At 31.8% G+C, this 22843-nt stretch carries 22 protein-coding genes; 17 read left to right on the plus strand and 5 right to left on the minus strand.

Annotation, left to right across the window (positions count from 1 at the left end; genetic code table 11):
- Positions 1 to 735: 735 nt before the first annotated feature.
- Entirely contained in the window at positions 736 to 867 is a 132-nt protein-coding gene (locus KQI85_RS16825) for a hypothetical protein (protein ID WP_256448211.1), read from the plus strand.
- Here the strand turns inward: KQI85_RS16825 and KQI85_RS11225 are convergent.
- Entirely contained in the window at positions 864 to 2777 is a 1914-nt protein-coding gene (locus KQI85_RS11225) for a helix-turn-helix transcriptional regulator (protein WP_216576178.1), read from the minus strand. The genes KQI85_RS16825 and KQI85_RS11225 overlap by 4 nt on opposite strands.
- Before the next feature lie 204 nt (positions 2778 to 2981).
- On the opposite strand from KQI85_RS11225, the gene KQI85_RS11230 reads away from it, so the two are divergent.
- From KQI85_RS11230 to KQI85_RS11260, 7 genes are all read left to right on the plus strand, one after another.
- Positions 2982 to 4250, plus strand: a complete 1269-nt coding sequence (locus tag KQI85_RS11230) for a pitrilysin family protein (RefSeq protein WP_216576179.1) — start codon at positions 2982 to 2984, stop codon at positions 4248 to 4250.
- A 19-nt stretch (positions 4251 to 4269) separates the two neighbouring features.
- Complete coding sequence (locus KQI85_RS11235) at positions 4270 to 4863, plus strand: hypothetical protein (protein WP_216576180.1); 594 nt, start codon at positions 4270 to 4272, stop codon at positions 4861 to 4863.
- Entirely contained in the window at positions 4844 to 4993 is a 150-nt protein-coding gene (locus KQI85_RS11240) for a hypothetical protein (RefSeq protein ID WP_216576181.1), read from the plus strand. Before KQI85_RS11235 ends, KQI85_RS11240 begins: the two co-directional genes overlap by 20 nt.
- A 41-nt stretch (positions 4994 to 5034) precedes the next feature.
- Positions 5035 to 5202 (plus strand): hypothetical protein, encoded by a 168-nt coding sequence (locus KQI85_RS11245; RefSeq protein ID WP_216576182.1) that lies wholly within the window; start codon positions 5035 to 5037, stop codon positions 5200 to 5202.
- A gap of 100 nt (positions 5203 to 5302) precedes the next feature.
- On the plus strand, positions 5303 to 6583 hold the full coding sequence (locus tag KQI85_RS11250) for a radical SAM/SPASM domain-containing protein (RefSeq protein WP_216576183.1): 1281 nt from the start codon (positions 5303 to 5305) through the stop codon (positions 6581 to 6583).
- A gap of 10 nt (positions 6584 to 6593) precedes the next feature.
- Complete coding sequence (locus tag KQI85_RS11255) at positions 6594 to 7877, plus strand: MFS transporter (protein ID WP_216576184.1); 1284 nt, start codon at positions 6594 to 6596, stop codon at positions 7875 to 7877.
- Between the two features lie 169 nt (positions 7878 to 8046).
- Positions 8047 to 9732: an ABC transporter ATP-binding protein gene (locus KQI85_RS11260; RefSeq protein ID WP_216576185.1), complete on the plus strand. Its 1686-nt coding sequence runs from the start codon at positions 8047 to 8049 to the stop codon at positions 9730 to 9732.
- A 117-nt stretch (positions 9733 to 9849) separates the two neighbouring features.
- On the opposite strand, the gene KQI85_RS11265 is transcribed toward KQI85_RS11260, so the two are convergent.
- On the minus strand, positions 9850 to 10116 hold the full coding sequence (locus tag KQI85_RS11265; RefSeq protein ID WP_216576186.1) for a hypothetical protein: 267 nt from the start codon (positions 10114 to 10116) through the stop codon (positions 9850 to 9852).
- Positions 10117 to 10640: 524 nt separating this feature from the next.
- Entirely contained in the window at positions 10641 to 11660 is a 1020-nt protein-coding gene (locus KQI85_RS11270) for a hypothetical protein (protein WP_216576187.1), read from the minus strand.
- A 284-nt stretch (positions 11661 to 11944) separates the two neighbouring features.
- Here KQI85_RS11270 and KQI85_RS11275 point away from each other — a divergent pair, with 284 nt between their 5' ends.
- From KQI85_RS11275 to KQI85_RS11290, 4 genes are all read left to right on the plus strand, one after another.
- A complete protein-coding gene (locus KQI85_RS11275; protein WP_371820607.1) occupies positions 11945 to 12478 on the plus strand; it encodes a transcription repressor NadR in 534 nt (177 codons plus the stop codon).
- A 5-nt stretch (positions 12479 to 12483) separates the two neighbouring features.
- Positions 12484 to 13590: a hypothetical protein gene (locus KQI85_RS11280; protein ID WP_216576188.1), complete on the plus strand. Its 1107-nt coding sequence runs from the start codon at positions 12484 to 12486 to the stop codon at positions 13588 to 13590.
- Between the two features lie 435 nt (positions 13591 to 14025).
- Positions 14026 to 15222, plus strand: a complete 1197-nt coding sequence (locus KQI85_RS16980) for a LysM domain-containing protein (RefSeq protein ID WP_216576189.1) — start codon at positions 14026 to 14028, stop codon at positions 15220 to 15222.
- A gap of 171 nt (positions 15223 to 15393) precedes the next feature.
- Positions 15394 to 15696, plus strand: a complete 303-nt coding sequence (locus tag KQI85_RS11290; RefSeq protein ID WP_216576190.1) for a hypothetical protein — start codon at positions 15394 to 15396, stop codon at positions 15694 to 15696.
- 429 nt (positions 15697 to 16125) lie between these two features.
- Here KQI85_RS11290 and KQI85_RS11295 read toward each other — a convergent pair whose 3' ends face one another.
- Positions 16126 to 16362 carry a hypothetical protein gene (locus KQI85_RS11295; RefSeq protein WP_216576191.1) on the minus strand — a complete coding sequence of 79 codons (237 nt, stop codon included), beginning with the start codon at positions 16360 to 16362 and terminating at the stop codon, positions 16126 to 16128.
- 397 nt (positions 16363 to 16759) lie between these two features.
- Here KQI85_RS11295 and KQI85_RS11300 point away from each other — a divergent pair, with 397 nt between their 5' ends.
- Positions 16760 to 17104, plus strand: coding sequence for a hypothetical protein (locus KQI85_RS11300; RefSeq protein ID WP_216576192.1), 345 nt, complete (start codon positions 16760 to 16762; stop codon positions 17102 to 17104).
- A gap of 437 nt (positions 17105 to 17541) precedes the next feature.
- Here KQI85_RS11300 and deoD read toward each other — a convergent pair whose 3' ends face one another.
- Positions 17542 to 18252 (minus strand): purine-nucleoside phosphorylase, encoded by a 711-nt coding sequence (gene deoD, locus KQI85_RS11305; RefSeq protein WP_216576193.1) that lies wholly within the window; start codon positions 18250 to 18252, stop codon positions 17542 to 17544.
- 253 nt (positions 18253 to 18505) lie between these two features.
- On the opposite strand from deoD, the gene KQI85_RS11310 reads away from it, so the two are divergent.
- The 4 genes from KQI85_RS11310 to KQI85_RS11325 all read left to right on the plus strand — a co-directional run bounded on the left by KQI85_RS11310 (position 18506) and on the right by KQI85_RS11325 (position 22029).
- Positions 18506 to 19714: a DUF5711 family protein gene (locus tag KQI85_RS11310; protein WP_216576194.1), complete on the plus strand. Its 1209-nt coding sequence runs from the start codon at positions 18506 to 18508 to the stop codon at positions 19712 to 19714.
- Positions 19715 to 20176: 462 nt separating this feature from the next.
- Positions 20177 to 20878 carry a CvpA family protein gene (locus KQI85_RS11315; protein ID WP_216576195.1) on the plus strand — a complete coding sequence of 234 codons (702 nt, stop codon included), beginning with the start codon at positions 20177 to 20179 and terminating at the stop codon, positions 20876 to 20878.
- 358 nt (positions 20879 to 21236) lie between these two features.
- Positions 21237 to 21764, plus strand: a complete 528-nt coding sequence (locus KQI85_RS11320) for a DNA topology modulation protein FlaR (RefSeq protein WP_253293846.1) — start codon at positions 21237 to 21239, stop codon at positions 21762 to 21764.
- Positions 21765 to 21798: 34 nt separating this feature from the next.
- The gene (locus KQI85_RS11325) at positions 21799 to 22029 is read left to right on the plus strand and encodes a hypothetical protein (RefSeq protein WP_216576196.1); all 231 of its coding nucleotides are present in this window, start codon (positions 21799 to 21801) and stop codon (positions 22027 to 22029) included.
- Positions 22030 to 22843: the final 814 nt, after the last annotated feature.

The raw sequence follows: 22843 nt of genomic DNA on the forward strand, positions 1-22843 counted from the left end.
GAGAATGGTATCAGATACCACAAATATTTATACATGAAAATGTTAGAAAATAATAGGAGATATAGTATTATCATCAGATGCACTCTACCATGATATGGATGCTACAGGATTCGGATATGACTTTGGCGTAGTTCCAAGAATGGAAAGTTCAGTTCATCTCAGATAAAGCTGATAACTCTGCTACAATGGACTATGGCGAATTTGAGAAAAAGGCTATTATCCATAGTGTTAATCTTATAATGAAATTTGTAAAAAATATGTAGAAAACGCTCATAATTTGTATTACGATTACTACTTAAAAAAACATCATGGAAGTACTATACTTAGATAAAAAGATTATCTAGGGGGGGATGTTCATGAGTAATGGTATATATGTAAGCGCAACGTAGATAAACTAAGTTTTTTAAAAAGGCAGAAAGAGAAGCCGATATACTTGTACAGAAGTCAGATACTAAAAGAGATATATCAGTACCTGTTAATCTGACCGAAGAAGAAGCTTAATAAGAAGAAGAAGGTTGATGGAAGAAGTATGTAAGAATATAGAAGCATATATTAATGGCAAAGAAATGTATCACATTGATGTTAATTCTATCTAAATGGAAACAAAAAAGTTTCCATTTAGTGGGGTTCCTTAAGCTTAAGATGTATGATAGTATAAAAGCATTACAGGAAAGGAAAAGTCACTTAAGTAATATAGAAATAATAAAGATACATTTTAAGTGATAAGAAACTAAGATGCAGAATAAAATAAGAAAAATAATGACAATAATAGGAATGACACTCATGCTGGTTACAGTTGTGGGGGTAAACAGCATAAGTGTTATAGAACCTAATGGAGAAATTAAAGAAGAAAATATTGATTTTTAATAAATATCAATGTTAAAGTCTTCATGAATAAATTGACATAAATTTGTTATAAGTTTTTCGTTTTCGTAGAGCTTATAACAGCCAATTGAGTATTTGGCTATAGTTATCATTTTATTATAATGTTTACATTCACCAAGTGCTTGCGAAAAGTGTGCATATATATTAGCTAAAGAACAAATATCAGTTGCAATGCAAGGATTTATTGAAGTTATCATGGGTAGTACTTCAATCATTTCCGAAAAACGGTTGAAACGATATAGTCTTCTAAATAGCATGGCGGTAGTAATGCCACTAATTTTTGAACTTAAAAAAATATCAATATTATTAGTGCTTATATATTCTAGAATTTTATAGAAATATTGTATGCCAAGAGATGGTGAAGGACCATCGCAATAAGCAGCACTTAGGCTGTTTAAAATAGTAAGCTCTAGCCATGATAAATGATAGTTTAAAATTTCATTTATATTAAAATTTGGAAGGGTAAGTGATAATGCAGCGTTAAGCTGAGTTATTATTTCTTCGCAATTTTCAAGATAATTTGTGTTTTTATATAAAAAATATTGATAATACAAAGTATCTTTTGGTGTTAAAACCTTTTCCATTGAATGTAAAAGGTTTTTAACTAAATTATAATCAGAATACTTAGTTTTTCTAAGTGCTTGCTGTAAAGAGGATAATTCAGATTCATGCTTGTTACCCAAGAAAGTAAAAGCATTGTCATTTATTCCAAGTCTTTGCAAAAGAGCTTCAGCAAGAGCAATTTCTGGTTGTAAAATATTATTTTCAATCTTAGATAATTTAGATTTACTACAAAGTCCATAACACAAAATAGTCTGAGAGAGCTTCTGTTCTATACGAAGTTCTCTAATTAGACCGCCAAGCGATAACGTGTCTGGAGATGTTAAATCATAACTGCCGTCACCTAAATCTTCTGATACAATGTAGAAACTTTTGAAATCAAAAGCTTCTAACGGAATAATAGGTAAGTTAATTAAATCATCTGAAACCTTTATATTATGAAGTGTTTTTATATAATTAGTGCAAATTGTAGCATAGCAACTTCCTGTTGAATGAGCAGAATAAATTGTAGACTCAAATAATTCATAAGCATTCTTAATATCACCATTATAATATAATCCAAGTGCTGTAAGAAATGATAGCTCGTGTAATACAGAATTATTCATGTTAAAAACAGCTTTATGTCGAAAAGCATCAGCCATTTTATAGGCCGCATTAAAATCTTTAATAGCAAGTAAATACTTGCTATATACAATAGCATTTTCAGCAAGAAGCTGTTCTTTTTCATAAAAAGAAAGTGCGCTGTTTGTAAGATAAGTTGATATTTGAGAACATATGTCAACACATATATCTAATTCGTTAATATAAAAAGCTTCATGTGCAAGAGCAATAAAAAGCTCAATTTCAGTAATTGATAAGAGCATTTTATTTATTTCATCATAATGAAAATCAGGAATGGAGATACTGATAGCGTCAGTGATAGTATCATAATTCTGTCTGTGGTTGCCACATCCTGAACGAAGTTGGATCTTACAGTGAAGTAATAGCCATTCTTGATAATAGTATTTGTTATTAGCCCAATTCATTTTTTCAATTTTTTCTAATTCATCATAGGCAGATCTAAGCTGCCAATAATCCAAAAAAAAGTGAGAACGCTTTAATGAATAAAAACAGTTAAAGTCAGTGCGGTTTGCAAATATAGGAGATGCTTTGGTATTGGAGCCGGCACGCTCCATAAGAGCTTCAAAAGTACTTGGACTTACACCGAGAACTCCAGTTTCTATTTTTGATAAAGATTTTAAACGACAAATTCCATCTGATAATTGTTCCTGTGTTAAGCCTGCTTTTAAGCGGGCTTCTCTAATTACTAAACCTGCGTTGCGTAAGCTCATAATTGTGTCCCCCTTTTAATACTGTAATTTAGCAATTAAAAACTATGGGCATAATTATAAACAAATGTTTTGAAAAAGTCAATATACAATACAATTCTATCTAAATGGAAACAAAAAAGTTTCCATTTAGTGGGGTTCACTTTAAATGAAGCAGGTTTTATAATAAGCATTGTAAAGAGCAGACAGAAAGGAAAGAAATAAAATATGTATGATGTAATAAATGCTTATATGGAAAATGGACTAAAAGTTATATTGCATAGAATACCAGAAGCAAAGACTGTTTCATGTGGACTATGGGTTAATCAGGGAAGCAAACATGAGAATGATGAAAATAATGGATTGTCACATTTAGTAGAACACCTTGTAATTAATCCGCAGAATGCGAACAATTATGAGTATTCAGAATTAGCATATAGGGCAGCAGCAGAAGGTGTTATATATAATGCAGCTACGACCAAAGAGTGTACATATTTTTATTATATAGGTCTAAAGAATACATTAGATATTTGTCTATCCTGTTTGGCTCATATTGCTATTAATAATAGAGATTTTGAACATAACTTTTTTGAGAATGAGAAGAAAGTTGTACTGCAGGAAGCAACAAGTTTCTATTCGTCATTTCAACAGATAAAAGAGCGTACAAGTCAGGCTATATGGGGAAATGTTGGAATTGGAAAAGTTATTATGGGTAATTTGCGATTAATAGAAAAAGCTACACAGGAGCAAGTGCAGGAATTACTTAGAGTAAGTTATATACCAGCAAATGCAACGATAGTAGTGGTTGGAAATATAGATTATTCACAGACTTTAGAGATGATAGAAAACAAGTTTGGAAAATGGGAAGATAGGCGAAAGATAATTAAAGAAGAATTTGTTGAAGAACTTCCAAGTGGATATTGGAATAAAGGAAGTGGTTCAAATGCAGTTATATCTATTGGCTTTAGAGCACCGTCATATCAGTCGGAATATAGAACAGCAACAGATATGATGGTTAGAATACTTGGACAGAGTGGACTACAGGCAAGAATAGTTCAGGAAGTCAGAATGAAAAGAGGACTTGCGTATAATGTAGGAGGTTTTTCAAACTTTTATAAAAACAGAGGTACAATAGGTTTTATGGCAGTTTGCGATAAGAACAAGACGATGGAGGTAGCGGATGTAATTATGAATACGTTTTTTAAAGTATTAACTACTGGGTTTACAGAAGAAGAGATATCTAGAGAAAAGAAAATTATGGAAACATCGATGTTGCTTTCGATGGAGAATACAACAGATCATTTAAGAAATGTTGGAAAGTGCAGTGTAATGGAGAGTAATTTTTATATAGAGAATGAAGTAAGAAGAATAAGAAGTGTAACAAAAGAAGACTTAGATTCTATAGCTAAGAGAATATTACATGAAAACAATATGGGATTAGCTGTAATTGGAGATTGTGAATTAGATAAATTAACAGAGAAAGTTAGATTTTCATAAAAATAAAAAGGAGGTGACAATGATGAGTGATATGGCTTGTATTTATGAGATGAATATGATTGACGAGAATGAGCAAATGGAAAATGATATATTATCAGGTATAGGAATGGATGTTATGCTTTGTCTCATGGATGGGATAAGTACTGGCAGAGAAATTGCAGGTAGAATAGGAGTGCCTAATTATTCGGTTCAATTATATTTGCAAAGGTTTGTCAAGGCAGGATTGGTTAGAGAGGATAAAGAGATTATTCAAAATGGTCAAATTGAAAAACAATATGCTTTGATATCTGATGAGATAGAAATAATGAATCGAATTAGGGGAACTGAAATTGAGAGAAGAAGAAAGGTAGAGTTATCAGGGCAACATTTTGCTTATCTTACTAAGAAAGCGATTAAAAATGTTAATACTGATTCAAGTAAGCCACATAAGATTAAGTCTTATTTTATGAAAGCTAAAAAGTCAGATATGGAGAAATTCAAACAGGAAATAGATGTATTGTTTGAAAAGTATCAGGCACTTGAAGATTTAGATGAAGATGAGACATATAGTCTGTTTACAATATTAGCACCTTATGGAAAAGGAGAAAATGAAAATGAAGACATCAAAATATGAATTGCAAAATGATAAGAATGAAAATCAGGAAGAAAATCTTGATATTCAGAGTACAGAAGTATCTGTAATTGCCGAGGAAGAAAACTTTGGAATCGGTTATGAAATTGTTATTAGTTCAGAAAAACACTGAGTTAATATATAAAATAATAGAAAGAAACGAGGTAAGAAACTATGGAGAGTAAGAAATTTATAGCAAACAAGGAAGACATAACAGTTGCGGATGGAAAAGTTGTGATTGATTCAGAAGAATTTGCAGCAGCAATTCAGAACTATTCGGTTGATGCAACAGCAGCTGAGGAAGACTATTTGAATTTCTGTGTTATTATAGGCGGAAATTAATAAGTATCAAATAATAACAGATATTTAGTATTCTTATTAGATAGGCAGGGATACTCTGCCTATTCTGATAAGGTATACTATTCGATATGGTGGTGCGTAGATGAAAGTATCTAATTATACAACTGAAATACAAATTGATGATGGTAAGAGTATGTTATATAACACGTTATCAAGAAAATATTATGTATACAATGTAGAAGATAAAGAAGAAATTTGGAGTCTTTTGAAAAATCTAAATTGTGGAAGTTATACTTTTCAAGAAATAGAATGGTTAAAGATTTGGTTAGAAAAAAAGATAGTATTACAGGATGCAATTGATGAATTGAGTGAATTGAAGGTGTTGGAAAATACTGCTAAATATCAGGATAGTACTTATAATATTTTGATATATGCTACAAATGCCTGCAATTTTAGATGTACCTATTGCGAACAGAAGCACGTTACCAGGGTGCTTGATGAAAAAATTATGGAACAAATATTAAAATTAGTAAAAAATGCGGCTAAAAAATCAAAAAAAGTAAAAATAGATTGGTTTGGTGGAGAACCTGTGATAGAATATAAAAAAATGTTTTATATTCTGGAAAAAGTTAATGAAATTTGCAGTGCTGAAGGAACTAGTGTTTATTCAACGATTACCACGAATGGATACTTACTCACTGATGCGATGCTTGAACAAATGCAAAAATTGAATATTAAATCTATGCAGATTACTATAGATGGAAATCGTACTTCTCATGACGCAAGACGTGTGTTGGCAAATGGGAAAGGCACCTTTGTTAAAGTGATGGAAAATGTAAACAAGGTTTTACAACATGATATCAAAGTTACTCTGCGTATAAATGTTGATGCAGAAAATATAGAAGATATCTCAGAAGTATTAAATGGAATAGATAAAAAGTACCGTTCACAGGTGTTTGTTAGTATTTCGAATATTTTCCAAAACAAAGAGATGTTAAGTACTTATTCACTTTTAAGACAGGCAATAGACATGGGATATAAAATTATTGGTAGAGAAAATTCATATATTCATTGTCATGCCTGCCAAAAAAATGCAATAGTAATTGATACAGATGGCTCGGTTCTATTGTGTTCTAATACAGATTCAGATGAAAAAAGGATGGGATATTTGGATATAGATGGAAATGTTAGAATAGAACGACTGTCAGATTATTACAAATTAAAAAGTATAAGCGCATTAGATAATCCACAATGCAGAGATTGCATAGAATTGCCATATTGCATTGGAAGTTGTAAATATAGTCGTATGAAAAATAATCAGAAATGTCTTGAAAAACGAGCTGATGGATTAACTCTAAAAGAAAGAGCATTATTAGATTATTACTACGACTTGCATAATATAACACAAAATAAAGTATGTTAGGAGAGATTAAATGGATGCACAGGAAGTAAACGTAAGCATTGAAGAAAACACAAAAGAAGAAAAAATTGGTTATGGAGACATAATAAAGCAAAAAGAATACATGAAGATAATAATCTCTAATGTAATCAGTCGTTTTGGTGATTCCATAGACAGTCTTGCATTTACATGGCTTGTATATGCAGTAACAGGAAGTGCATCATGGACAGCAATAATATTTGCATTGAACCAGCTTCCATCAGTAATTCTACAGCCATTTACAGGTGCATTAGTTGAGAATATGAACAAAAAGCGTGTTATGGTATCAACAGATCTGATAAGAGGAATAGTAGTAGTTCTTCTTGCAGTTTTGTATAAAACAGGTGTAGTTAATCCATTAATACTTGCGGCATTTACACTTATTATATCATCGGTGGAAGCATTTTGTCTTCCAGCAGGAATAGCATTTATACCTAAAGTTATAGATAAGAAGTATTACGCATTTGGAACATCTATGAATTCAACTCTTTGTAATATATCACAGTTAATCGGACTTGGAATAGCAGGTGTTATTATTGGTGTTGGTGGAATAGAAGTTGCTATGTTAATTGATGGTGCAACATTTTTCTTGTCAGCATTTATGACAGGAATGGTTCATAGTACAGAAGAGAGACATGAGAAGAAGAAAGTTAATGTACAGGATTATTTAAAAGGATTAAAAGAAGGATTTTCTTATATAAAAGTCAAAAGAATAATTTTAAATTTCTGTATACTTGGGGTACTTGTTAATGCAGTCACAGTTCCTATTAATTCACTTCAGTCACCAATGGCAGTTGAGATATTTGGATTGGGAAGCGAACTTTTAAGTGTGTTTGGTGTAGCACTTATTCTTGGAATGAGTCTTGGAACAGTAGTATTACCTTACCTAATTAAAAAAATACCGGCAAGAGTGATTGTTGTAGGTTCAGGAATTATAATTGGAATTGGTTATGGAAGTTTTGTGCTTGGAAGATTTACTTATGGTCAGCAGATACCATCATATCTGCTATGTGGAGTTATATCATTGATTGCAGGTATGACACTTAGTTGGATATCAGGTGTAGTACAGATTCAGTTTATGAATAGCGTTGAAGAACAGTATCTTGCACGTTCTGCTTCTATATTTAATGCATGTTCATGCGCAGCTTCTCCAATAATGTCATTTGTTGTAAGTGGATTGGCACTTCGTCTGTCTGTATCAACAATATTCTTGGGTGCAGCTACATGTATGGTAGCAATATTTATGATTATAGGAATTAGTGGAATGAAAATGGAATAGAGCGTTATAGAATTGTTTTGAAAATTTAGAAGGAGATGAGAATTATGGTATTTGTAAGAAACTCAAGCAAATTCTAAATTGCTAACGCTATTATTTGGCGGGTAGGTGTAGTATAGTCGAACTATATTACGCCTACTTTTTGTAAAATATGAGTAGGAGGGAGATAATAATGAAAAAATACTTGTACAAAAATAAAAAGGAATTCATAATGTATCTGATTACAGTACCGATTATGGCGATTATGTCAATTCTGTTCTGTAAGGCGCTTCAGCCAGTACTTGATATAGTACTTACAGGTAAGAATGAGGATTTTGCGAGATACTCACTGCTTGCAGTGGTATTCTCAATTCTTGATATGAGTGCAACAGCATTGTGTAAACGTTCTAAGGAACGGTATCGTGCAGCATTTTTGAAAGATGTGAAAGAAGATATATTTGCTGGAATATTTAATAAAGACATTGTTACATTTGGTGCAAAAGGAAGTTCATATTATATGAATATATTAAACAGAGATGTCTATCAGATGTGTGAGAGCTATTTTGATGCATTGTGTGGAATATATCGTGTGGCAGCCTGCTTTTTGATTACATTTATAACACTTGTGTTTATTAGCCCGTACATAGCTTTGCTTAATATAGCAGTGGGACTTTTATCTGTTATTATTCCGGGAAAATTTGAGAGAAGGCTTAATGATGCACAGAATAATGCGTCAGAGAAAGCTGAGAATTATATAAGAGAGATAAAAGATTCATTTGGTGGTTTTTCTACGATTAAATTGTTTAATATTCAGAGCAGGATAAAGGAAAAAGTAAATGTAGCTAATATAGCACAGGAAAATAGTACATATAAGAGTAATATGCTTAACTATTATGTAGGATGGATATCGATGATGTGCACTTCGTTAAGCTATGTGCTTACAATTGTAATCGGAACATGGCTTGTGCTTAAAGGTAACATGACAGCCGGTACAGTTCTTATGATATCACAGCTTATCGGGGGAATATTATCACCATTTGAGGAACTCCCAATGTATATGGCTGAATATAAATCTGTGGGTGACCTAAGAGAGAAGATAGAGAGCACGCTTGAAAGTGATAATACAGATGTTAATAAGTCATATATAACAGGTGATGGTACAGGAATTGAATTATCGAAAGTATCATTTTCTTATGATGGAGAAGTTAATCAGATTGAAGATATAAGCGTCGGGTTTAAGCCTGGTAAGAAGTATGTAATAGTTGGAGAGAGTGGAAGTGGTAAATCTACACTTGCCAAACTTATTATGGGATTTTATAACAATGAAGGTGAGATAAGACTTGATGGTGTACAGCTTAATGATTATCCCAAAAAACAGCTTTACAGCACTGTTAATTATATGCAGCAGGATGTATTTCTATTTGCTGACAGTCTGTATAATAATATTACTTTATATAATGATTATGATGATAGCAGAATAGAAGATGTAATTGATAAGTCGGGGTTAAGGGAACTTGTCGATTCTCTGCCGGAGAGACTGTCATCTAAGATAAGTGAGAATGGCAATAATCTGTCTGGCGGTGAAAAGCAGAGAATTGGTATAGCAAGAGCACTGTTAAGTGGAGCTAAGTATCTTGTTCTTGATGAAGTTACAGCAAGTCTTGATGCTATTATGGAGAATCAGATTGAGAATACTATCCTTGATATTGATAATGTTGGAAGTGTAATAATAACTCATCGTCTTAATCCTAATCTTTTAAACAGATGTGATGAGATTATTGTATTAAAGGATGGCAAGATAGCAGAGATGGGAAGTTTTAAAGAACTTATGGACAGTAAGGGTTATTTTTATGGCTTCTATATTGTTAATCATGAATAGAATGTAATAATATTTTTGATAAAATAAGTAATAGAATATTATATTAAGGAAACTTTGGAATAGCGAGTTATTAAAAAGAGTGAAACATATAAAAGTTTCACTCTTTTTAATAACTCGCTATTCTTCAATAACATGAATTTCAAGATAATCGAAATCAATATGCTCAATAAAGTTATCCTGTGTAAATCTTACTTTATCATGTCTTTTAAAATCTTCAATATTAGAGTCGAACCACATAGGTCTTTCGAGATCGAATGCTACACATATTTCATCGATTCCATTGAAGATTTTTTTTGTTCTGTTAAGATTTTCAGAATCATTACATACAACAATATCTTTCACAAGATGATTATTCTCAAATATTTTGCCCCACAATCTAAACACATTGTCACATCCTATTCTTTAATGGTATTTATAATCCCTATTCTATCATAAAAGAATAGAAAATGTACTGTAATTGCAAAAATAAATGAAATGAGATTATTTCTGAGTTAAAAGTGATGTTAATATTCCAATAAGCAACAATAAAGAAGTAATAATAATAATACCCATGTTTAATTTACTTTGTCCTATACAAATAGGAACTATATTTAATGTTGATGTAATAGCTGATAGAATAATTATTGCTTTTGCTAATTGAAGATGTTTAATAGTTTCTAAAGCTATTAGAATCATCAATATGCAAGTCAAAGTAAAAACTATTACAGGGAAAAAGTTGGCATATCCAAAAGTAATGGGTGAAATATAATTTGTTTTATGGTATATAATTCTATGTGGCGAGAGTGCAAATTTTAACCATACAAATTTACAGGTTACTTCTAATGTAATAGTTATTAAAATTAATATTAACTTGAAATATGATAATAGGTTGCTTTTGAACATAATTAATCCTTTCGAAATAAGATAATTTAATTAAGTTGAAATAATGTACATGAACCAATAAGTCCACTATCTAATAATACATGAGAATATCCTGACCAACCATAATGGCAAATATAATAGTTTCCACTTATTCCATAAACAGTTACGGCATGAGAAACTTTACCGTTTGTTGAGAAAGGAGAAATACTTGCGGGTGAAGGCGTTGAAGTTAATAATCCGAAAACAATGGCTGGATGACCGTTTTTTATAGAATCCGAAACACCAAGTTTACCAAGATAGTAATATGAAGTTGCGGAAATATTATATTCATTGCAATAATCTATTAGAACATCACGAATTGTTTTTCCCCATGATGAGTCAGAATGTCCATAAGAAAGAAGTTTATTCTGTAAGGTATATCCAGATGTTAATAATTGACCATTATTATTCAAATAAGTTGATGGAATGATTCCTCCGTTTGTTTTATGCCAATAATAAAGTAACAAACATGCTGCGGTATATCCACAAGTGCCATTTTCATTTGCGGGATATACTGCGTTTTTTATATAGTTGTAGTTAGGTACATAAACTTTTTTATCAGTGCTCATTATGTCTAAAGATAATGAGTTAGTTCTAGTGGTAGATAGAGCAGATGTAAATCTTTGGTTGGAAAGGACCGTAGTTGCTTTGGACATGGTGTCATGAGTAATAGTGTGAATATACTGATTATTAGTTTTGACATAATAGCATAGTGGACCAAAATAATATAAATTATCATAATATGATTCATATGGAGAAGGTGCGCTGTCAGACATTTCTAAGTATTTTCCAGAAGCATTATCATAAATATAGTATCCATTAGTTCCGATTTCAGTTAGAGTAAATATATTGCCGTTTAAATCCTTAAGTATCTTAGTGCAGACTTTATTTGTATCAATACTAGTAACATTTATTGTGTATTTAGAGCTGGTAAAGGTGTTACATGGAAGTTTGTCCTTAGCTAAAGTTGTCATAGGAAAGGAAATGAATAGAGCAAGAGACAAGAATATAGATAATACTTTTTTCATGTTAGGACCTCCTTTATGAGACTTAGTAGTAGTTAGGTTATTAATGCTATAAGTTATCTGTCATTAAAAGCACCACCTTTTTAAGTTGAAATATTACAAAACTGCGTGTGGCTATATAGTAATAAATTACTATATATACATTTTATCGGGATCAAATTACAAAAAGATAATATAAGTAATCCCTATTCTATCATAAAAGAATAGAAAATGTACTGTAATTGCAAAAATAAATGAAATGAGATATACTCTAAACAGTAAATATATGTTAAGGTGGGGTGATAGAGATGATGGATGGCAATGCAAGGCGAGCTGGAATTGTAGATATTTTGCGCAAAGAAGATAGGCCTGTTTCAGGAGGAAGGTTAGCAACGATATTTTCAGTAAGCAGACAGGTAATAGTGCAGGATATAGCACTTTTGCGTGCAGAGAATAAGAATATACTTTCGACATATAAAGGGTATATTATACAGGAACATACATCGGGAACATTATATACAAGGAGTTTTCATGTAAAACATACGGAAGATGAGATGGAAGACGAGTTAAACACGATTGTTGATCTGGGTGGTAAAGTGCTTGATGTTGTAGTAGAACATAGTGTGTATGGTGCGATTACTGCTGATCTTATTTTAAAAACACGTAAGGATGTAAGAGAATTTGCCGAAAAATTCAAAAAGAGTAATGCAAAGCAGCTTATGAGTCTGTCAGACGGAACACATTATCATACAGTTTCAGCAGAAACAGTACAGACACTTGATGACATTACACAGGAGCTTAAGAAGAAAGGTTATCTTATAGACGTTCAAGGGGGAAGATAATATTTATGGAGAAGAAGAATATACTAGATGGAGACATAACTGATTTAAAGATAATGCGAAAAGATATCAAAGAACTCAATGATATGGAGCAATACAGAGAAGATCTGTCATTTGAGATAAGAAATCTTGAGAAGAATATAGAAGCGGAACATCAGATTCTTGAGAATACGATAGCGCAGACGGTAAAATCAAGGCGTGAAGAGATAGAAAAGGCATACAATACAGAGATAGAGAAGCTTATAGGCAAAGACAAGAAGATAAAAGGTCAGAGAGAAAAAGCCAGAGAGAAAGGTGTAATAGACCGAATTGCCGAGGAGACAAAGCCAGTCTATGAAGAGAATGCGAAGATAAGAGAAGAGATTGCGAATATAATGAAGAAGAACAATATACCATCATTTTGTAATTCATCATTATACTTTTCTATGTTTTTTGCAAGCTCAATTAAAGAGATGTTTTTATTTATAATTCTTCTCATAGGTGTATTCTTGTTTTTACCATGTGGAATATATCTGCTGATACCAAATCATAAGTCATATTATCTTGTAATAATATATTTTGTTATAATAGTAGTCGCATTTCTGTCATATATCTTAATTAATGACAGAACCAAAGTTGCATATACGGAGGAACTTAAGACCATAAGTCGTAAGAGAAAGCTTATAGCACAGAATAATCGTAAGATTAAAGTGATGCGCAATAATATCAAAAAAGATCGTAATGAAGAATATTATAATCTTAATAAATTTGATGCAAAACTTTTTGATAACCAGAAAGAGATGGATCTATATAAGAAGAAAAAGATTTCGGCACTTGCAACATTTGAAGAAGAGACAGTGCCTGTTCTTAGAAAACAGCACGAGGATGAAGATCTTCCAAGGATTAACAGAATGGAAGAAGAGCTTAACCGTAAGAAGAAGCAAAAAGAAGATATAAAGCAAAAAATAAAAGAGAGAACATTGTATGTCTCAACTAATTATGAAGCATATCTTGGCAAAGAGATGTGTACAGTAGAGCGTATAGACAGGCTTATGCAGATTATGTCACAGAATGAGAATATGACCATAAGTGCAGCACTAAAAGCCGGACGAGAACCGGTTAATTTGCAAAAATAGACTTTGGTTTATGCAAAAGTATATGTAGTGGCAATATTGTAACAATGAATTAATAATAAAGTATGATATAAGTAATGTAAAAAATGCCGGAGAGACAATTTAGATCTCCGGTATTTTTGTTTTATGTATTATTTTTACATATCCGTCATATACATAACATTATTTCCGCATAGCTGCTATATACATAACATTATTTTTACATAGCTGCCATATACATAACATTATTTCTGCACAGCCACCATATACATATTCTAATAATCTTAATCTATCACAGATAACCCTTGTCTTGTCCAAATGTTAAAGCGTAAAAATAAAATGATTTGAAAGATACATAAAGTCATAGTGTCACGCATATAATATACATAGCACAGAAGCAACAAAGTAACTTTAGTAACATACGTTAAAAAACGTCTGGTATAGAGAGTGGGGGATAGTGTGATAGAGGCAGTTGTAAGCAAATCGAATAATAAGGATGAGAATCAGACGAATATAAATCTGCCTAAGAACCTAAGACAAATCGGCGAGATATCAAGAGAGAAGAAGATATACATAGAAGACTATACACAGAGTTATATAAGACAAACAGTCAGAAATCGCATGATTCCCTGTATGGGAGTCCTTCTTGGAAGCAGAATAAGAGATAATGGAAGAAAATACATATTTGTAAATGGTGCAGTCAAAGCAGACAAAGGAATAATGCGCAATAATAGAGTAATAATGACAGATACTCTAAAGAATGAGATACAGGAAGAAGCAGCAAGATACTATCATAATACATCAGAAGTTGGCTGGTACTATGTATCAGACCAGGAGAATATAGAAGAGAATATGTCAGTTCTTAAGAATCACATAGACAATTTTCAGAAAAAAGATGGAATATTTATTCATTATAATTATGAAAAAGATGAACTGACAGTTTACACATGCACTCTTGGAACACTTACACCACTTCCGGGATACTATATATACTTTGAGAAAAACAGAAATATGCAGGATTACATGATAGACAATCTGATTCCTGCGACAACAGAAAGCATTGATTCAGACGAGACTTCTAAGAAGATACGGGAGAAGATTCGTTATAAACAGGAAGAAAAAGAGCATGAGAGACTTATGTCAGCAGTATATGTTATGGCAACAATGGTTCTTGTGCTTGCAGCAGCATTTGGAATGAATATCATCAAAGATTCAAAAAGAATAAACAGTGTAGACAATACGATTAATTCTATGGCAACTACTATAAGCGAGATTGGCAAGATGATAATTCCGGGAAGCAGTGGATCTGGTAGTGTTGATGAAGGTGAGACAGTAGAAGTTATGAAACTGAATGGAGAAGTAGAGACAGAGACGGAGACTTCTACGGGAGAGAGTGAGAGCAGTACAGAATCAGATGCAGATACATCAATTAATGATGCACAGGACACGATTTTGCACCAAAGTGGTAGTACCAATACAGAAAATTTGACATCACAACAGGAAGAAACACTACATAAAGTAAAATATGGCGAAACAATAACATCAATATGCAAAAAATACTATGGAACAGATGACAAAAAAACAGTATTAATGGACATGAATAACTTAAGTGATGAAGATAAGATATATGTTGGACAAACGCTTATAATACCATAAGACAACCGATTGCAGTGATAGAGAAGATTCTTGAAAAATAAAGGAAAACACACATACAGATACTGTTAATTAACCCAATTTACCTAAAAAATCAAAAAATACTTTATCTCGACAAAAAATAATAGTATAATAAAACCTGTAGTAAAAAACTTAATAGGCGGAGGGAATGTTATGGAATGGAAGAAAAAAATTATGTATAGCTGGCAGTGTTTTGGGGAAAACATCATCAGAAACGTTTTTGAACTTTCAAATGTAAGTACGGACAAAGAATTAACAGATGGAGTATTTGAAAAAGTTTCTAAACAGCTTGAAGTAATTAATCAAGGCGCAAACGTGGAGTATTTTATCGGTAAGAGTATTTGCTATGAACTTAGAAAAGCCGGATATTTTGTTAATACATATAATATTTGTATGCTTGTAACTAAATTCATTGGGGAAGCAAAGAGAATGTCAGCAAACAAGATGCAGGCATAACAAACATAACTTAACAGCGTGCGTGAACAAAAAATGCTTATATACATACGGGAATGTATATAAGCATTTTTTATATTTTACCCATTTGATTTCAAGATGCTTCTAATATCTTCATGAATGTATATAAGCATTTAAATAAGATATAAAATCGTATAAAAAGTCTCCAGATAGTATAAAAAGAAGTTAACATAGGGAAACTAATATATAAAATATGCAGATGATAAAGAATATAAAGTAAAAGATATCCACTAAGCAGAGCTGATAATGATAAAAAATAAACATTGTTTTCCACAAAAACACATACAAAAAGAGTTGAATTGTTGAAAAAATAAGAGTTATTCACATAGTTATCCACAATTTCCACACAGTAAAGTGCGGGAAACTGTGGATAGAGAATAAAAAGATTATAAAATAAAAGTAAGCATAAAACTAATTGCGAACTGGTCGAATATACGTCTCGATTTCATATCCATTGCACAGAACAATGGTATATACAGCGAGTTCTTCAGAAGTATCATCAGCCAGTTCTTCGATATCATCAGAATAAGAAAAACCCTTAAAGCGTACACGTTCTATAAAAGTAAGACATCTAAGATCTTCTATAGTATGTGTACTTATAATTCTGTGATTAGAATTGATAATGTCCTCTTTGGTAACACTATGCATAGATCCCCCTCCTATTTAATTTTGATTAATAGCTGATTGTAAGACGGTATTTATATCAAGAACACCAGATAAGCGTTGCTATACTAATATCCAAAATACCAGTCAAGTCCTGCTAACTATGAACTTTGTAATCAACTATAATTGTGATTAATGTAGATATTTCTTATAAGATGTGACACAGATAAGCCCCCCAATAATACATATGGCATATTATGTACTCACATAGATACATTATACAATAATATATATGACAAATGAACACAAAATATTGCTATAAAAAGTAAGACAAAGTATATAATAGAGATAAAAAACATCTTCTAAAACCGTAAAAATTAATTGCATAAATACAAAAATAAAATTATACTAAAGGAAGATACACCTAAGGAGGCAGAAAATAATGATCATCGACGAGATAAAACCAGAGATATATACTTTCATCGATTTTACAAAACATGGATACGAAATGGGCAAAAGAAGAGGTCTGCACTCACTAAGCAGCCATTTAGGAGGAGAGATACCACAAGATCACCCATTGCCATATTATGTATATAGCAAGGTAAGAGATTTTCTTATAAAAAATCCAAAAGCAGTAGATGCAATAAAAGAATGTATAAGAGAAGAACTTGAACATCCATCAAATGGATTTAAAAAAGTAGACATAGAAGTAGGACATTATATAGAGAAAAAAGGACTTTTTAAGAAAATAGACTATCCACAGATCAATGTAACAGTAGAATGGTAGATAAAAGCGAAAGTTAGAACAAAAGATACCCAAAAGCCAAGGATAAAAATAAAAACCAAAGTAGAGGATAAAAAAACCAAAGAAAAAACCGGAATACAAGAGCGAAAGTTAAAAAACCAAAGAAAAAACCGAAATACAAGAGCGAAAGTTAAAAAACCAAAGCAAAAACCGAAATACAAGAGCGAAAGTTAAAAAACCAAAGAAAAAACCAGAATATAAGAACAAAAGTTAAAATCAAAATATAAAAGTTAAAAAAGAAAAAACAGCTGCAAATCGCCAAGTTTTAATTCACGATAAAGTGAATACTACTAGCGAGCCGCAGCTGTTTTTATATCACAGCCATACAATAACCTACTCAAATAAGCCAAATATAACATAAGCCATACAATAACCTACTCAAATAAGTCAAATATAACATAAGTCATATTTATAATATCTTAAGCAAGTTCAAGAGCAACTTCCATCATATCTCTAAAAGAAGTCTGTCTCTCTTCAGCAGATAAAGCCTCTCCTGTATAGATGTGATCTGAGATAGTAAGAATACATAAAGCTTTCTTACCGGCTTTAGCAGCATTCATATATAAAGCTGCAGCTTCCATCTCAACACAGAGAACCTGCATACTCTTCCAAAGATCATTAGCAGTAGCATCTGCACTATAAAAAGTATCAGAAGATAAGATATTACCTACAACAGCATTAATATTTTTGCTTTCAGCAACTTCAACAGCTTTTCTAAGAAGAGAAAAGTCAGCAATAGGAGCAAAAGTTCCAGGAAGTTTATACTGAGAAGCATAATTAGAATTAGTAGAAGCACCCATTCCAATTACAAGATCACGAACCTTAACATTGTCTGATAAACCGCCGGCAGAACCGATTCTTATAATGTTATCAACTCCATAGAAATTGAAAAGTTCATAAGAATAGATTCCGATAGAAGGAATACCCATTCCACCGCCCATTACAGAAACTTCTTTTCCATTGTAAGTACCAGTATATCCTAACATATTTCGAACGGTGTTAAAACATACAGGATTCTCAAGATAGTTTTCAGCAATAAACTTAGCACGAAGGGGATCTCCAGGCATTAAAACAGTTTTTGCAATGTCGCCTACTTTAGCTCCGTTATGAGGTGTTGGTACAAATGACATAAATATAGTCTCCTTTTCATATTATTTTTTTCGAAATATATATCGAATAGATATAATATATCACAAATACCCAAAAAACACAAAAGTCTAAAAAGAGATACATAAAGATAAAAAATATGTAACAGATACAATTAAGAAAAGATAAAAAGAGTATATTTTTTTTTACTATATTTGGGCTAAAATACTATGACAGTCAAAAAATATATGCTACAATATGTATTTAAAGAAGGATGAGAAAAAGGGGGCTTTAGGCTTGGTAAGTCGTGAAAAATATTTAAAAGAGAAGAAGAAGGGCTTTCGGACAATAGAGAATCCGGATATAGGAGAGTACGAGAAAAAGATAAAAAGACATCGTATGAAAAACATACTTATAATTATAGGAGTAATAGCAGTTGTCTTTATAATTGTTGGCATCAATATACTCAAAGAGAAGACAAAAGTATATGGTGATTATGATATAGAATCCACACTTGCAGATGCTAATGCTGTTAACAACAATTTTTTTAAATACAAAAATGGGATAATAGAAGTATCAAGAGATGGTATATCATATATAGAAGGGAAGCAGACAATCTGGAATTATGCATACGAGATCAAGAATCCGATATATGCGGTATGTGATAATTACATAGCAGTTGGAGATACACTTGGAACAAAGGTATACATATTTAATGAGAGCGGTTATAAAAGTGAGACAGACGTATATGGAACACCGACAGACATCGCAGTAACCAATACAGGATGCATTATAGTATGTATAGAAGAGAATACAACCAATTATATATATATGTATTCACAGGATACACAGATATATAAGATAAAAACAGACATATCAGGAGGAGGATATCCACTTGCAATGGCATCATCAAAAGACGGACAGAAGTTAGTTGTATCATACCTGTATATTGATGGTGAGAAGATGATGACCAAAGTAGTATTTTATAACTTCTCAGGAGTAGGACAAAATGAAAGTGAGCGAGCAGTTGGAGCATGGCACTACGAAGACACAATAATACCAAAAGTACAATTCACAGACAATGACACAGTAGTGCTTCTTGGGGATAATATGATAAGCGTATACGATTACCGCCAGATACCGGAGAACCACTATGAAGTCAACATAGAGCATGAGATAAAAAAAGCCTTCATAGAGAATGGATACATTGGAATAGTATATAATCTGACCGATTCCAACAATAGCCACGAACTATGCGTATATTCAACATCCAAACAGAAACCGGTGTTAAAATATGCATACAACGAAGATTATACAGAATATATGGTTGCAGAAGACTATATAATGATGTATAACACATCAGCCTGCCGAATGATTAACTTCAATGGATCAGTAAAATTTGATTATACATTCAAGAATATCATCAACAGACTTGTAAAAACCGACTCGCATAACCAGTTTTATCTGATTGCAGATGGAAGTATAAGAAAAATAAGGCTAAAATAATATGTAATTGCGAAAGATATATCAGTAAAAGCAAGCGAAAAATCATCTATAATCCGTAATCCAGAGATTTTACTGCATTATAAATGATAATATAGTAAAGCCTTTGGGATTACCTTTATAAAAGATAGAATAGAAAAGTCTTTTGGAATTATCTTGTAAAAGATAGCATGAAAAAGCTTTTTGGAATTATCTTGTAAAAGATAGAATAGAAAAGTCTTTTGGAATTATCTTATAAAAGATAGAATAGAAAAGTCTTTTGGAATTATCTTGTAAAAGATAGCATGAAAAAGCTTTTTGGAATTATCTTTGCAAAAGAAAAACTTTCGCAATTGATTAAAGCAAACAAAGGATAAAAATAAAAGAAGAAAAACGAAGTACTTATGTAACATAATATTATTTTAAAATAGACAAAATTAATAAAAATAAAAAAAGTTAGAAACAACGAAAAGGAGCGAACTAGATATGAACATATTACTCATAGTAACAATACTTATATTTGCATTATTTACATATGAAGGCTACAGAAAAGGTCTTATAAAGATTGCAATATCGATAGCTTCGATGTTACTTACAACAGCAATAGTGCTTGCAATAACACCGGTAGTGGGCAATTATCTCAAGGAGCAGACTAGCCTTTATGATACAATCAGTGAGAAGACAACAGAATTTGTAAGCTCAAAACACATAGGCGAAGATCTATTTGAAAAAGAACAGTCAAAAGCAGCAGACACATTAAAACTGCCAGAGACAATAGTAAAACTAATAGCCAATAACAACACAACAAAAGCATACAAAGAATTAGGAGCAAAGACATTTGATGAATATGTAGGTGGTTATTTAGCATGTCTTGTAATAGATGCGATAGCATTTGTAGCAGCATCGATAATAGTAATGCTTATATTCAGAATAATACTATTGGCAACCAACATAATAACCAAAATTCCGGGAATACATGGAGCCAATAAGATACTCGGCGGTGTACTTGGATTCGTAAAAGGAATAGTAATAGTATGGTTTATGTTCATAATAATAACAATGTTAATCAGCACACCATTTGGTAAAACCTGTGCAACAATGATTAATGACAATGGATTCCTGTTATGGATCTACAACAACAACCTTCTGCTAAAAATAGTAACAGGAACAGTGTCTTCAATCTGGTAAATGGTAAAAACTATCCAAAAGAATATTTTGACCAAAAAATATTTTAGCGAAATATATAAGCAAATATAAAAAACATCTTTAATTAAAAGTGGCTATTGGTTCGCACCATAGCCATTTTTTAGTATAATGAATTCGTTTTATTTATTGAGTTTAAACTTATTCATTTTAGTTGTTGAGTTTAAAATCATCTAGCAAATGTATTGTTTGTAGTATATACTTAATTTTATGTTACCTAATTTTATGTTATGATAACAAGATACATAAAATAGTTGAACCATTACCTGTTATATACTCTTCATAAGAAGTTGTGGAGAATACCGACTTGTCAACTCCCCACAACCTAAAGGCAGAGGAGCCTATGACAAATGAAAGGATTTTATATATGAAAATACATATTATTGGTTGCAGTGGTTCTGGAAAAACATATTTAGCAAATGCACTTTCAAAGAAGTATAATATTTCTCATTTCGACTTAGACGATATTCAATGGGATAACAACGCCAAAGGATATGGTAAAAAGAGAACGCTTGATGAACGAAAAGCGTTATTACAAGAAATACTATATAATAATGATGAGTGGATAAATGAGGGAGTATATTATGCCTGGGTACAGCAAAGTTTTGATGAAGCTGATAAGATATATGTTCTAGATATGCCTGGCTATCTATGTAAAAGCAGAATTATTATGCGATTTATAAAAAGAAAATTGGGAATACAAAAAGGAAAAAGAGAAACTTTAAAATCGCTCTATGACCTTTTGAAATGGACTGAGACTTTTCAGAATAAAAATATGAAAGAAATAAGAAGCATTTTAGAAAGCTATGACAATAAAGTTATATGGTTATCAAGCAAAAAGGATGTAGAGAAAATAATAAAGGCGGTATGATAACAATCGGAATTTGGCAAAGGAGTGTGATTGTATGAAAAAGAAAGTCTTTGTGGTAATTGCAATTATAGTTGTTTTAGTAATCCTATTAACCCCTGTTCGTATGAACTTAAAAGACGGCGGAAGTGTTAGGTATAAAGCATTAGTGTATGAGGTTACAAAAATACACCGACTTGCACCAGAAGTAGATGGTGTAAAACCATATATTGATGGGTTCGAAATTAAAATATTCGGAATGACAGTTTATAGAGAAACAAACGAATAGACAAATTCAAGTTTACCGAGGAGGTCACCAAATATATTCTTATTTGCGTATGTATCAGAGACCCTCGGTGAACAGAGTCAATATATAAAAGAGAGGCAGTGGAAATCCATTGCCACATTTCAGTATACGACAATTAACTTAGCCTGCGATAGCTGTTTCGTGGGCATTGGAGCGATTATCTATGGTGTCAGTAACATACATATAATGCTTTGCTGTTGTAGAAAAATCTTTATGACCTGCCAACTTTCTGATTTATTCATATATCTCTCCTATTCCGGTCGGAGATTAGAGATGGATGAGCAGGAATAAGATAACATTAAGAATAAGTAATTTCCACACCTGATGTTCGGGATTAGTAACTTCCACGACAAGCCATATAGGGGTGAAAGTTAGTGTTAGAAATGAGCTATAAAATAAAAAATAAAAAAAGTTAAAAAAGTGGTTGACATAACTTGTATGGTATGATATCATCTATCTTGCTGTTGAGGCAAAGCCTTAGAAAATAAGGCAAAACGAAGAATTTAATATATAAAATTAACTGGGGAATTGATTTTCACATCGGTTAAAAAATAAAAAGTTTTTCAAAAAGTTCTTGACAGACAATCACGAATGTGATAAGATATAAAAGTTGCTGATGAACAGTAACAAACACAGAACTTTGAAAACTAAACAATAAAACAACCTTGAAAATTCCGGTTCCAACGAAGTTGGAACGAGAACATTTTTGAAAAAGTTGTGCTGAACTTAAAACAGTAAAAACGAGGATAAATTAGCCAAGAGTTGATTTTGAATCAGATTCAAACTTTATTTGAGA

It is taken from the genome of Falcatimonas sp. MSJ-15 (assembly GCF_018918265.1).
Taxonomy (GTDB): Bacteria; Bacillota; Clostridia; order Lachnospirales; family Lachnospiraceae; genus Falcatimonas.